The organism is uncultured Dysgonomonas sp. (assembly GCF_900079725.1).
GTDB lineage: Bacteria > Bacteroidota > Bacteroidia > Bacteroidales > Dysgonomonadaceae > Dysgonomonas.
The window spans coordinates 1,728,693-1,741,894 of sequence record NZ_LT599032.1 but is presented as its reverse complement, the minus strand read 5'-3'; the positions used below and the strand labels follow the sequence as shown (position 1 = coordinate 1,741,894).

The window sequence follows — 13,202 nt, the reverse complement described above, 5'->3', positions numbered from 1 at the left end:
TACTGAGGAGATAAACAAATCCATGAGTTTTTTGTTTTTATGATAGGTAGGCTACTGACTAGATTTACAGGAAGTAGCTTACTTAATCTATGAAGATAAAAGGGTATCGAAATGTAAAAATGTTAGGTAAAAATCGGCATTCTTCCATTTTGTCGTATATTTGTATTGTTAAATAATAGCATATATGAAAATCATATTTACATCTATAGGCTTATTTGTATTATCTCTTTCTGTTTTTATATCCTGTAAAACAGAGAAAAAGATAAATACACCGAATGCGATATCTTACGATTCCATATCGGTTTCCAAGATATATCATTTGGATAACGATTCTACAAAACCGTCATGTTCGTTAAAGATCACATATATTTTCCCCGTGAAGTTTGCTGATGAGAAAATTTTGGCTACGGTACAGAAGGAATTGAATTTTGCACTGATGGAAGACGAGAAATATGAGCAAATGAAGCCGCAGGATGCCATCAATAAATATGTAGAAGATTATGTGGAAAAATATAAGACTGATGCCAAAGAGCAGTTTCCCGACTGGCAGGAATCAGGTGACACCGAGGATTATTTTTCATATTATAAAACATTGGATACAAAAGTGATATTCGATATGGACGATATATTGTCGTACCAAATATCATCGATGGATTATAAAGGCGGGGCAAACTCTTCTACTGCTTACCGCAATATTGTGATAGATTTAAAGACCGGAAATATATTGAGTGAACAGGATATATTCTTGCCCGAATACAGGAAATTGCTGAATGCTATTTTGATAAGGAAAATAGTAGCTCAGAATAAAGTGCAGAAACCCGAAGACCTTCTCGAATTCGGTTACTGGGGGATTGAAGACCTGACATCGAATGAAAATTTCCTAGTGGATAATAATGGTCTGACCTATATTTTCAATCCGGGAGAATATTCGGCCCCTTCTCTTGGGGAAATCCGAGTATCCCTTCCCTATAATGAAATCAGGGACCTGCTGAGAGATAATTCGCCAATATCAATTTTTGTCGGAAAATAATATGGAAATAATTCTTAAGTATTTTCCGGATATCAGCGAAGAACAGAAGGTGCAATTCGCGGCTCTTTATGACCTATATGTTGACTGGAATTCAAAGATAAATGTAATTTCGCGTAAGGATATAGAAAACCTGTATACACACCATGTTTTGCATTCACTTGCCATAGCGAAACTTATACAGTTTACCGATGGGACACAGCTTATGGATGTAGGTACAGGTGGAGGTTTTCCCGGTGTACCATTGGCTATATTGTTTCCGAAATGCAAGTTTCTGTTGGTAGATAGTATCGGTAAAAAGATAAGGGTGGCAACAGAGGTGGCGACAGCTATCGGATTGAAGAATATCCAGTTTCGCCATTGTAGAGCTGAAGAAGTAAAAGAAAAATTTGACTTTGTAGTAAGCCGTGCAGTAATGCCGTTGCCCGATCTGGTAAAGATTATAAAAAAGAATATTTCAAAAGAGCAACACAACGCTCTGCCAAACGGCTTGATTTGCCTTAAAGGGGGGAATCTTGAAGGCGAATTGAAACCTTTTAAGAAGACAGCTGAAGCTGATGACTTATCTATGTTCTTCGAAGAAGAATATTTCAAGACCAAGAAAATCGTTTACGTTCTTATTTAAATAATTGTTAATTCTTTTTGTAGGGAGGAAAATATGTTTACCTTTGTACTGTAATTAAAAATATTACAGTATGAGCGATCGTAAGTTTTCAATATCAATGCATATATTAGTGCTTTTGGCTACGAGTACGGATGAGTGGCTTTCTTCCGACTATCTGGCCGGAAGTATGAATATCAATCCTGTATTGGTAAGGAAAGAATTATCGAACCTTCGTCGGCATGGGATTGTTCTTAGTAAAGAAGGAAAGAACGGGGGGAGTATGTTGGCAAAGCCGGCAGATAAAATCCTTCTTTCCGATATATATAGAATAGTCAGTTCCCGGACAGCATTAGGTAATTCATTAGCGTCTCCGAATCCGAAATGTCCTGTAGGGAAACAGATTAATGAACACCTGCACGATTTGAATATAGAAGCAGAGGATTTTATAATCGCGAAGCTTTCAGATCAGACACTGGCTGATTTTAAGAAGAAGTTTGAGTAATTTTTTTTATATAAAACTGTAATAAATATAAATACAGAAAAGGTAACATTTAAAAATAGAATAATATGAAAGTAGCATTAATAGGAGCAACAGGTTTTGTCGGCTCGCATTTATTACAAGAGTTGGTAAACAGAGGTTTTGATGTAACAGCAGTGGCTCGTTCGGTAGATAAAATTCCGGTGAAGGATGGTCAGCCAAAGGCGGTTGCAGCAGATGTAACAGACGTAAAATCTTTAACTTCAGTGTTAAAAGGGAATGATGTTGTACTGAGCGCTTTTAATCCCGGATGGTCGAATCCCAATATTTATAATGATTTTATGAAAGGATCGGAAGCTATCCAGCAGGCGGTAAAGGAAGCCGGAGTTAAGCGTTATGTAATGATAGGAGGCGCCGGCAGCCTGTACATTGATGGACAGCAAATCGTGGATGGCGCTGATTTTCCCGAAAGTATCAAACCCGGAGCAACTGCGGCAAGGGATTATCTGGATGTGCTTAAAAAAGAACAAGAGCTTGACTGGACAATGTTTTCACCGGCTATCAATATGCATCAGGGTATTAAAACCGGAAGAACAGGTAAATACAGGCTGGGGACAGATGAACCTGTATTTGATAAGGATGGCGAATCGGTATTGTCCGTTGAAGATCTGGCGGTTGCCGTTGTTGACGAAATTGAGAATCACAAATACTCTCGTCAACGTTTTACAGCCGGCTACTAAAATCTAAACAGTTTCTTAATTGATATATAGAATCTATACGATATAGGCAGTATTTCAAATATGAATGCTGCCTTTTTGTATATTTATAACATAAGATATAAGCTTAAATGGCTAGTTTTGAAACGAAAAAAGTTTTACCTTTAGGCTGTTTTTTAACAGAAAGTCATTTGTAAAATCTATGAACGTAAAAATATTTGAATTTAACCCGATTAGCGAAAATACATATGTAGCATATGATGAAACAAAGGAGTGTGTTATCATCGATCCGGGTTGTTTCTTCCCGGATGAGAAGGCGCTTTTACTGAATTTTATCCTCGATAACGATTTGGTAGTGAAGCACCTCTTGAATACTCATCTGCATTTTGACCATATATTCGGAAATAATTTTATATACGAACAGTTTCATCTGGAAACAGAGGCAAACAAAGGAGATGAATTTCTTCTGGAGCAATTGCCGGCCCAATTGCAAATGTTCGGCTTTAAGAATGAAAGTGCTGAAATCCCCCGGATTAGCAAGTATCTGAATGAAAACGATGTGGTGACATTCGGTAATCAGAGATTTATAGTTCTGGAAATACCGGGACATTCGCCGGGCAGCATCATTTTCTATAATCAGGATGCAGGCTGTGCTTTTGTCGGAGATGTATTGTTCAGGGGAAGTGTAGGGCGTACCGACCTTGCCGGAGGAAGCCATGAACAGCTTATTGCCGGTATAAAGAGCAAACTGCTCACACTGCCTAAAGAAACAGTCATATATTCAGGCCACGGGCCATTAACTACAATAGGAGAAGAAATCAAAAGTAATTTTTATTTACAATAAAACAGAACGGGAAGGACATGAAAAGCGAAAGATTCCAACATCGCCATATTGGCATCAATGCAGAAGAAGAGAAAATAATGTTGGCTAAAATCGGGGTGAAAACCCTTGATGAGCTGATAGATCAGACGATTCCTCAGAATATCCGTTTGCAAAGAGGATTGAGTTTGCCGGAAGCTCTTAGTGAACGCGAATATGCCGAAGAAATGGCACTGATAGCTTCGAAAAACCGTATATGCGCTTCGTATATAGGGATGGGATGGTACGATACAGTATGCCCTGCACCTATTTTCCGTAATGTATTCGAAAATCCGGTTTGGTACACATCTTATACACCATACCAGGCGGAAATATCTCAAGGCCGTCTCGAAGCCTTAATGAACTTTCAGACAATGGTGAGCGAGTTGACAGGTCTTCCTCTATCTAATTGTTCCCTGCTAGATGAAGCTACAGCAGGAGCCGAAGCGGCAGCAATGATGCATGCCCTTCGCAGTCGCGATCAGGTGAAAAACGGAGCAAACAAATTGTTTGTTGATAAAAATATATTTCCGCAAACACTCGCAGTAATTAATACCCGTGCCGTACCACAAGGTATAGAGGTCGTGGTTGGCGATTATAAGGTGTTTGATATTAACAGTGAATTTTTCGGTGCTGTTATCCAATACCCGAATTCGAACGGTAGTGTAGAAGACTATACAGCTTTCACGGAAAAAGTGCATGCAGCAGGATGCAAAGTCGCTGTAGCTACCGATCTGATGGCGTTGACCTTGTTAGTTCCTCCGGGAGAATGGGGCGCAGACATTGCTTTCGGAAGCAGCCAACGGTTTGGTATTCCGATGTTTTATGGGGGCCCTTCAGCCGGATTCTTTGCAACAAAAGAAGAAAACAAACGGAATGTGCCCGGACGTATCATCGGTGTATCGAAAGACGCTTATGGTAAGTCGGCGTATCGTATGGCATTACAAACCCGCGAACAGCATATCAAGCGGGAGAAAGCAACGTCGAATATTTGCACTGCTCAGGCGCTGTTGGCTACTATGGCCGGTTTCTATGCCGTATATCATGGGCCTAAAGGCTTGAAGGAGATTGCAAAACGGATTCACTCCGCAACAGCATTGATTGCAGATGAACTGAAAGAACTGGGCTATACTGTCCTTAATGAACAGTATTTTGATACCTTAAAAATAGGTTTGGCCAGTGGTGTCTCCCAATATTCTCTGCGTGAATATGCTGAAATGCGTGATATCAATCTGCGTTATTACGAAGGTGGGGAAGTCGGTATCAGCATAGATGAGGCTATTACGGAATATAAAGCCCACGAACTTCTGGCTGTATTTTCCCTTGCAGCCGGACGTATGGAGGTATTTATGATTGATGATCTTCCCGAAAAATTGACTATCAAAGATGAATTCCTCCGTAAAAGTGAATACCTGCAGCATGAAGTATTTAATTCATACCATACAGAAACCGAGTTGATGCGCTATATTAAACGCCTCGATAGGAAAGACATCTCTCTGGCACAGTCCATGATATCCCTTGGTTCATGTACTATGAAACTGAATGCAGCATCAGAATTACTCCCTCTTTCATTGGGCGGGTTCCAGAATATCCATCCTTTTGCACCTCAGTCGCAGACTCAGGGATATAATGAATTGATAGAAGAACTGGGTGAATATCTTAAAGAAATAACAGGCTTTGCCGGGGTTAGTTTCCAACCTAATTCGGGTGCAGCCGGAGAATATGCCGGCCTGATGACAATCCGTAAATATCAGGAGAGTATCGGACAGGGGCATCGCAACATTATCCTTATTCCTGCGTCGGCTCACGGTACTAATCCTGCATCCGCTATACAGGCCGGATATGATACTGTTACAATAGATTGCGATACACATGGGAATGTAGTACTGGAGGATTTGCAAGCGAAAGCTGATCTGCATAAAGATAATCTGGCAGGATGTATGATTACATATCCGTCTACACATGGTATTTTCGAAAAGGAGATAAAGGAAATGTGCAAGGTTGTCCATGAAAAAGGAGGACAGGTGTATATGGACGGAGCAAATATGAATGCACAGGTTGGACTGACCAATCCGGGCTTTATCGGTGCCGATGTCTGTCACCTCAATCTCCATAAAACATTTGCTATCCCTCATGGCGGCGGCGGCCCTGGTGAAGGTCCTATTTGTGTGGCTGAGCACCTGATCCCGTTTCTTCCTCACCATCCCGAGCTGGATGGCAGTACGGTGAATACTGTTGCTTCTGCTCCGTTTGGCAGTGCGGGGATATTGCCTATTACTTATGGATATATCCGTATGCTGGGTTCAGAAGGTCTTACGCATGCGACAAAAATAGCTATACTGAATGCAAACTATCTGGCCGAATGCTTTAAAGATACTTATGGTGTCGTTTACAGAGGTACATCGGGCAGGGTAGGACATGAATTGATTCTGGAATGTCGCAAGGTGAAGGATACATCCGGTATAACAGAATCGGACATTGCCAAGCGTTTGATGGATTACGGTTACCACGCTCCTACATTGTCTTTCCCCGTACACGGTACATTGATGATAGAGCCTACCGAGAGTGAAAGCCTTGCAGAACTTAACCGTTTTGTAGATACAATGAACCAGATATGGGAGGAAATCAAGGAAGTGGAGAATGGTACATATACTAAAGAAGATAATGTACTGGTGAATGCTCCTCATCCTGAATATGAAGTATGTGCCGACGAATGGAAACATGCTTATCCGCGATCTAAAGCAGCTTATCCTCTTCAGTTTGTAAAGGATAATAAATTCTGGATAAATGTAGCCCGTATAGATAATGCATTTGGTGATCGGAACCTGATTACCTGTCTGTGTGATATGGGATAATGTCTCTATTTTAATGGAACAGTAGATTGTGAATTGTTCTAAACATATAAAAAGAGTTTAAACTAAAATCGTATTAATTTGTTTATTGTAAGAATAGACACAAAATTGTGAAACTATGAAATTGAAATTATTTTTAATGACGGTTATTTTAATGATGGGTATAAGTACAACAGTAGATGCTCAGAATAAAAAACCATTGAAGAATGATAAAGAGACAGTTCTATTCGATGTGTCAATGACTTGTGAGAATTGTCAGAAGCGTATTGAAAAGAATATTGCATTCGAAAAAGGAGTTACGGATATGAAGGTAGATCTTGAAAATAAAACAGTACAGATCGAATTCAAGAAAACTCAGACAACGGTGGAGAATCTTAAAGCCGCAATTGAAAAATTAGGCTATGAGGTTAAGATACATAATAGTGAACAGAAAAAATAAAATAGAAAGATGAAAAAATTATTTATCATTATTGCAACTATGGGATTGATGTATAGCTGTGGTGGTGGCACTCAGAAAGGACAGGAAGAAAAAGCTTCTGTTGATGAATTCTCTGAAATCGCAAAACAAGTGAAAGATGAGCATAACGCTAAAAATTCACTTGATTATCAAGGAACATATACAGGTAAAATACCTACAGCCAGTGGTGAAGGTATGGTTGTTTCCATTACATTATCTGATAGTACATTTGTTAAAAATACAGAGTATGTAAATAAGAAAAACAGTAAATCGGAAGAAAAAGGAAAATATACCTGGAATGCTGCCGGTAATACCATAGTTCTGGATGGTGTTAAAGATGCGCCTAATCAGTATTTTGTAGGAGAGAATACATTGACTCAGCTGGATATGGAGGGTAATAAAATTACCGGAGATATGGCCGACCTGTATATTTTGAAGAAATAATTCTTTGATGTTTTATATAAAGAAAGCCACCTCAAAAAATGAAGTGGCTTTCTTTATATTCATCAATTTATTTCACAGTATTGATACCATTAAATTCAGCTTGTTTTATAGCCCAAGCCATTATATTGCCAAATAATATTGAATTATATACTGTCTGATTAACATTTCCCATAGCAGACTCACCATAATCGATACGTGGTATAGGTTGCATAGAAGAATTAATAGTGAATGGGCAAATACCTTTATCTAAATATGTATTGCCGTAATACGGGCCCAGATTTGAATTAAAGCCACCATCACCTACCCAGAAGAGATTTAGAGTTTTATGTCTAAACATTGTGACACCGGGAAGTATATTGGCTCCTGTAGCATTTAACCGACTTCCACCACTATATGTGTATATATCACCTGCGGGCAGCCCCTGTATAACATATGTCTGCGAAGCATCTTCTCCCCATAGTTTTCCTCTGGCGTCGCCAAACGGCCCGTTCAATATTTCATCATTTATAGAGCTCAACGGGTAAACAGCACTTCTTGCATTTTTCATACCCCCTGTGATGTTAGAATCAGCGAAAATGTTGCGAAAGAGGGCCTCCGCGCTCACTGCATTACTTGTATAGTATTCTGTAAACATAACCAGAACACCGCCTTTATTCAGATATTCTGTAAGTTGTTGTATCGTATTTGCATTAAAAGATACGAAAAAGCCCAGGACAACAATATCCGGATTCTTAGCCAACTCGGTGCTAAGCGCTGTTGCATTTATATAACCCGCACCGTCGATATTACCCTGGGTCTCACCTTTTATATAGCTGTAAGAAAACGGCTTCTCCACTTTTACCGTACTATTCTCCAAAGAGCCAAAATTTATATCAGCATTCATCACCGCCAGCGATGCCGAATTTTGAATATAATATCCATAGTTTGTATTATAATAACCTATTCCCAATATCTTTTTGGGAGTATAACACATATATACAGTAGCTTTACATGTGGCTACTGTTTTCTTACTATTCGAAGTAATAGTAAATACCTTATCATCCATACTATTAGGTACTCCATATCCTAATAATTTAACGGGCTGACTAGTATTATTTAATGTGCCTTCGGCTTTGAAATAAATACCATCGACAGTATTGGTTTCTATAATATATGTAGCACCCAATGCTTCTGCATCTACAGTTAATACCATGTCTATATAATGCTCATCTGTATCGAGCGGAACATCGATTTTATAAACCCCTCTCACCTTAGTCTTACTACAATCCATCGAATAGAGAGGCTTCTTCGAAGAATCTTCCACCTTCACATACAGAGGATCGCATGAAGACAATGGTTTTCCATTAAAAACGATCTTCATCAAATCACCATTACTACCCGCACCTGTAGCCGGCGTGTAATCAATTGGCGTACCAGCACCGGGCACTGTTATAAAATAATACCCTGTTGTCATAAATATACCCGATGCAGTAAAATAATATCCATTATCCGGATCCGGCATAATAGTGACTGTATAAGCTCCTGCTTTTGTTACAAGTAAAGGTATAGTCATGTAATTGGATGAATTCAATGACACCTTATTCTGATATTGTCCATAGAAGTTTAAAGAATCGCAATTGGTTATGGTAACAATTGCATTTCCCATTTTTTCCTGAAAACAGTTCCACTTTTCACCATCCCACTGATTTAAGCCCAAACATAATTCGTTTTCATCATCTGCTACTAAATTATATACAATAAGCCCGGTATGAGCTAATTTTTCGGATGCATATTCCGGATCCACATCATCCGGATTATAGGTGGGATCATCAAAATTTGAGGGATTATATCCAACTTCTCTAACAAAGGGATATAGCTGATATTTCCTTTCCAGACTCACTCTTGGCAAAAGTAGCCCTCCTTTATCGACGGTGGGGCCTCCCGTCTTATCTATTTTCTCCTTTATATCCAGCAAGGCAGCTTTTTCCGGTGGGTTATTAGATCCAACGGTAACCTGAGCTTTCAATCCGGACGTAAGTAATAGCATGACTAACATGCCATACAGCCAACAGAATCTCTGTAATGTCATAAATTAAAATTAGTAAGTAATTATTCTATAGTTTTGTCAATCACGTTATTGTTTTATAAAAAGAAATTTAGCCAACAATAGTTCTGCACGACGGTATACTGCAACGAACCTTCTCAGGCATGGAAAAGAGCAGATATAAGAAGACAAACAATGCTAATGCAAAACTATTGTTGTCTAAATTTCTTTTACTTATTTCATCATAAAACTTTATAAAACAATTTTTAAAGAACTACTAAACACGACGGGTAAATACTTCATCATAAAAGATTAGATCAGGAAAAAATCCTCTTTTTAGATATTGTAAGTTTTGTCTCTACATATAGATACTATTTATAATAATATCTATCCCTATATTTGTCTTTAATTCATCTTATCGAATACCAAAATTAAATATTCACATTTTATATAATCAGCATAAATGTGAAAATAAAGCATTTTCGTTTGTCAATAAAAGAGGCATACAAACACCCCGATTCCTAGAAAATGACAATACGCTTAACTCTGTCAAAGTGTAAGATTCTCTATGTTTTTAACATACTCATTTTGCTTATTAAAGAATTCCGAACGCTGAATCTCATTACTTTGAGATATAAGTGTAGAATATTTCAACAATGAGTCGATCCACATTTTATGTCTCTTCGAAACCTCTGTATTATACACCGTAATAGGATCTGTATAAGTCCAAAACTGTGTTCCGGTCTCATTATCATGCCTAAACCAGATACTATTTGATGCAATATTTAGAGTAGAGCAATACAAGTCTGTTTTTACACCATTCTCATCAATCCCTTTTCTTGTATCATTTTCAAGTTTATTGATTACTTTATATAAGTCTTCCTGCAAAAGAAAGAGCTCTTCCTTTGTTATCAATCTACGCCTGTAAAAATAAATTATTTCTTTCACTGTAGACAAAATAAAACTGGGGCACAATATAGCTGTAACCTGATTTACCTTAGTTGCCGCATAGCGGTATCTTTTATGAACAGTAGAGACCTGAGAGGGCGGCGAGAATTCAGATAAATAAAAATTGAGAGGAACCTCCTGTGTCTTATGTATCCATTTGTAATAATAGAATTTTGACAAATTCTCATATAACATATAATAAGGAAAAGGCAACTGGTTTGCGGTAAAGAATATTTCCGACTCTTTACTTTTTTGCATCTTTTTATATATCTCAGCTGCAACATCCACTATTTCGGAATACACATCCAATGGATCTGCCGATTTGGGAACGGGTAAATCAAAAAAAGCTCTGTTCTTTTGTTCTTGTCCTGCTATTTCATCTAAAGAAAGTCCCAGCTTTAGAGAGATAGCAATAACTTCTTCGAAAGTAAAAGGAATCTCATTTCTTATCCGCCTATATGCCGATTCCCTGCTTAGATTCAATAAATCCATTAGAAACGAAACAAGCTTCTCCCCTTCCGGCAGAGAATTGTTTATTGATGTAACAAGCATTTCATTTATTATAGTTTTCATAAAAAAAGAAGACACCCCAGGTAAGGTGGTATAGTTATTAATAAATATTTGTGTATTTGCATTTAAAAACAATGCATTTTAGCTTTAAACAAAAATAGACGTTCTAAAGTCATTGACAAAGCACATTTCAGTCAATTTAGCTCGATTTTAAACATATATATGATTCAAAACAAACAACCAGAGTTTAAAATAATACCAAAAAGTGAACAATAGAATATAATAAACAAATAATGACACAATAAACATGTTTATCGATAATAATAAAGCATAAAATGACACTAAAGTAAGATGACCTCCTTTTTGCAACCAAATTAGCATTTATATTCAACAAGGATATTTCAATAAAGGCCACAACAAAAAAGGCTACCAATATTTTAAATCGGCAGCCTTCTCGCTATTTAATTAAGTCTATCTCGCTATATTAATATTTAAAACTACTTCCACCTACAAATTCTCTCAACAAAGATGTTGGTGGCAGCTCCCTGTCATTTATATAATTGAAGTATTTCAGAAATTTAAGTAATCTATGTGCCTCTGCATATTCAGGAGCATTGTTAGGCACCTGAGACAGAATTGGTTCTGCATAACGGCGCAAAGCTGCAAATTCATACATCATAGCCGAATTAAACATCACATCTGCATTTTCCTGATACGGAAAAATCCATTTATCTTCCCCTTTACGTACGCTCGCCCAACGTGACAGAGTATCTATAGCTGAATAGCTACGATAGCGATAGTCTCGAATCAAACGGCGCAGCAAACGGTTATCAGTTGTAGGTATCCAGTTATGATTATCCAATGAAATCGTTGTTAAAGCCGAAACATATATCTTGAATTTCTGATAATCGGGAATTGCAATTGTTAAATCCGGGTTCAACCCATGTATGCCTTCTATAACTAATATTGTATGCTCATCGAGCTTTAGTTTATCACCTTTATATTCTCTTTGGCCGGTAGTAAAGTTAAATGTCGGCAATTCAATTTCCTCACCTTTCAACAAACTTTCCAGATCTTCATTAAATTTAGGTATATCCAAAGCATATAATGATTCAAAATCATATCCGCCATCTTCATCCAGAGGCGTCTTATCACGATCTACAAAATAATTATCGAGAGAAAGCCCCACTGGCTTTAAGAGATTTACCATAAGTTGGACCTCAAGACGCATACGAAACGTAGTTTTTCCAGACGATGAAGGCCCTGATATAAGCACAACTCTAACCCCGTCTTCGGAGCGGGCTGCGATTTGCTCGGCAATATTAGCAATCGTTTTTTCCTGATAGGCTTCTGACACTTTTATAACTCCCGGCATCAAGCCTTCCTGATTGGCTTTATTCATATCGCCAACATTATCCAACCCTATTATATTAAGAAACTTAAGGTGCTCTTTGTATACATTATACATCTTCGGTTGTTCTATAACAGGCTCAAGTTCAATAGGATTACTACGGTTAGGTACACGCAGCAGCAAACCATCATTATACAAGAGTAAGTCATATATATCTATGTATCCGGCAGATGGGACAAGGCAACCATAAAAATAATCGACAGAGTCTCCCAGACGGTAGTATTTAGAATACATCTCACCTGAAGTCTCCAGCAGAATGGCTTTATCTTCAAAACCTCTCTCCCTGAACATTTTTACAACCTGCACTGTCTCTTCTTCTACCCCTTCGAAACGCATATCAGCATCAATATATTCTCGTATCTTCGTTTTTATAGATTCAATAGCTGCCTGATCTATAACAGAAGATACATTGATAATACGGCAGAAATAGCCGAGCGAAATCGGATGTTCTATATAAAGTTGCCCTTCCGGAAAAATTTCCGAAACTGCTTTTGCCAGTAAGAAGCACAGTGAACGCACATAAGTCCGCATCCCTGAAGGCTCTGTCAGCTCAACGAATGTCACTGTTTTATTATGATAGGCCTGATAGTCCAGCGGTTCAGTCTTATTATTAACCCTTGCATTCACAACCGGAAATTCTGTCTTCAGAGAAAAACCTTTCATTATATCAATCAGGCTTGTCCCTACGGGGAAGTCCTTATAACTGTCTGTATTTGTGCAGTGAATAGTTACCTTATTTTCCATGTTTTGTCTAGTTGAATAATTAAAATAACGAAGGATGTCTTTAATAAAAAACATCCTTGAATTATAAAGTTAAGAAAAATAATCAACTTATAGCTGCAATCCTGATTCTTTCAGCATCTGAAAAGCACT

Annotated in this window: 11 protein-coding genes; 8 read left to right on the top strand and 3 right to left on the bottom strand. The window is 37.9% G+C overall.

Annotated elements, in window-relative coordinates; genetic code table 11:
• Window positions 1–184: 184 nt before the first annotated feature.
• The 8 genes from QZL88_RS07605 to QZL88_RS07570 all read left to right on the top strand — a co-directional run bounded on the left by QZL88_RS07605 (window position 185) and on the right by QZL88_RS07570 (window position 7,437).
• Window positions 185–1,030 carry a DUF3298 and DUF4163 domain-containing protein gene (locus tag QZL88_RS07605; RefSeq protein WP_296939788.1) on the top strand — a complete coding sequence of 282 codons (846 nt, stop codon included), beginning with the start codon at window positions 185–187 and terminating at the stop codon, window positions 1,028–1,030.
• Between the two features lies 1 nt (window position 1,031).
• Window positions 1,032–1,652, top strand: a complete 621-nt coding sequence (gene rsmG, locus QZL88_RS07600; RefSeq protein ID WP_296939786.1) for a 16S rRNA (guanine(527)-N(7))-methyltransferase RsmG — start codon at window positions 1,032–1,034, stop codon at window positions 1,650–1,652.
• 70 nt (window positions 1,653–1,722) lie between these two features.
• Window positions 1,723–2,133 (top strand): Rrf2 family transcriptional regulator, encoded by a 411-nt coding sequence (locus QZL88_RS07595; RefSeq protein ID WP_296939783.1) that lies wholly within the window; start codon window positions 1,723–1,725, stop codon window positions 2,131–2,133.
• A gap of 65 nt (window positions 2,134–2,198) precedes the next feature.
• Window positions 2,199–2,849, top strand: coding sequence for an NAD(P)H-binding protein (locus tag QZL88_RS07590; protein WP_296939782.1), 651 nt, complete (start codon window positions 2,199–2,201; stop codon window positions 2,847–2,849).
• Window positions 2,850–3,027: 178 nt separating this feature from the next.
• The gene (locus QZL88_RS07585; RefSeq protein ID WP_296939780.1) at window positions 3,028–3,669 is read left to right on the top strand and encodes an MBL fold metallo-hydrolase; all 642 of its coding nucleotides are present in this window, start codon (window positions 3,028–3,030) and stop codon (window positions 3,667–3,669) included.
• Window positions 3,670–3,686: 17 nt separating this feature from the next.
• Window positions 3,687–6,539 carry an aminomethyl-transferring glycine dehydrogenase gene (gene gcvP, locus QZL88_RS07580; protein ID WP_296939778.1) on the top strand — a complete coding sequence of 951 codons (2,853 nt, stop codon included), beginning with the start codon at window positions 3,687–3,689 and terminating at the stop codon, window positions 6,537–6,539.
• A gap of 136 nt (window positions 6,540–6,675) precedes the next feature.
• The gene (locus QZL88_RS07575) at window positions 6,676–6,975 is read left to right on the top strand and encodes a heavy metal-associated domain-containing protein (RefSeq protein ID WP_296939776.1); all 300 of its coding nucleotides are present in this window, start codon (window positions 6,676–6,678) and stop codon (window positions 6,973–6,975) included.
• A gap of 9 nt (window positions 6,976–6,984) precedes the next feature.
• Window positions 6,985–7,437, top strand: a complete 453-nt coding sequence (locus QZL88_RS07570; RefSeq protein WP_296939775.1) for a copper resistance protein NlpE — start codon at window positions 6,985–6,987, stop codon at window positions 7,435–7,437.
• Between the two features lie 67 nt (window positions 7,438–7,504).
• Here QZL88_RS07570 and QZL88_RS07565 read toward each other — a convergent pair whose 3' ends face one another.
• The 3 genes from QZL88_RS07565 to QZL88_RS07555 form a co-directional block, all read right to left on the bottom strand.
• A complete protein-coding gene (locus tag QZL88_RS07565) occupies window positions 7,505–9,505 on the bottom strand; it encodes a hypothetical protein (RefSeq protein WP_296939773.1) in 2,001 nt (666 codons plus the stop codon).
• Window positions 9,506–10,009: 504 nt separating this feature from the next.
• The gene (locus QZL88_RS07560; RefSeq protein ID WP_296939771.1) at window positions 10,010–10,981 is read right to left on the bottom strand and encodes a hypothetical protein; all 972 of its coding nucleotides are present in this window, start codon (window positions 10,979–10,981) and stop codon (window positions 10,010–10,012) included.
• Window positions 10,982–11,402: 421 nt separating this feature from the next.
• On the bottom strand, window positions 11,403–13,073 hold the full coding sequence (locus QZL88_RS07555; protein ID WP_296939769.1) for a nucleoside kinase: 1,671 nt from the start codon (window positions 13,071–13,073) through the stop codon (window positions 11,403–11,405).
• Window positions 13,074–13,202: the final 129 nt, after the last annotated feature.

Coding starts and splice junctions, on each gene's coding strand:
- QZL88_RS07605 (WP_296939788.1), top strand. CDS start 185: ATGAAAATCATATTTACATCTATAGGCTTATTTGTATTATCTCTTTCT.
- rsmG (WP_296939786.1), top strand. CDS start 1,032: ATGGAAATAATTCTTAAGTATTTTCCGGATATCAGCGAAGAACAGAAG.
- QZL88_RS07595 (WP_296939783.1), top strand. CDS start 1,723: ATGAGCGATCGTAAGTTTTCAATATCAATGCATATATTAGTGCTTTTG.
- QZL88_RS07590 (WP_296939782.1), top strand. CDS start 2,199: ATGAAAGTAGCATTAATAGGAGCAACAGGTTTTGTCGGCTCGCATTTA.
- QZL88_RS07585 (WP_296939780.1), top strand. CDS start 3,028: ATGAACGTAAAAATATTTGAATTTAACCCGATTAGCGAAAATACATAT.
- gcvP (WP_296939778.1), top strand. CDS start 3,687: ATGAAAAGCGAAAGATTCCAACATCGCCATATTGGCATCAATGCAGAA.
- QZL88_RS07575 (WP_296939776.1), top strand. CDS start 6,676: ATGACGGTTATTTTAATGATGGGTATAAGTACAACAGTAGATGCTCAG.
- QZL88_RS07570 (WP_296939775.1), top strand. CDS start 6,985: ATGAAAAAATTATTTATCATTATTGCAACTATGGGATTGATGTATAGC.
- QZL88_RS07565 (WP_296939773.1), bottom strand. CDS start 9,505: ATGACATTACAGAGATTCTGTTGGCTGTATGGCATGTTAGTCATGCTA.
- QZL88_RS07560 (WP_296939771.1), bottom strand. CDS start 10,981: ATGAAAACTATAATAAATGAAATGCTTGTTACATCAATAAACAATTCT.
- QZL88_RS07555 (WP_296939769.1), bottom strand. CDS start 13,073: ATGGAAAATAAGGTAACTATTCACTGCACAAATACAGACAGTTATAAG.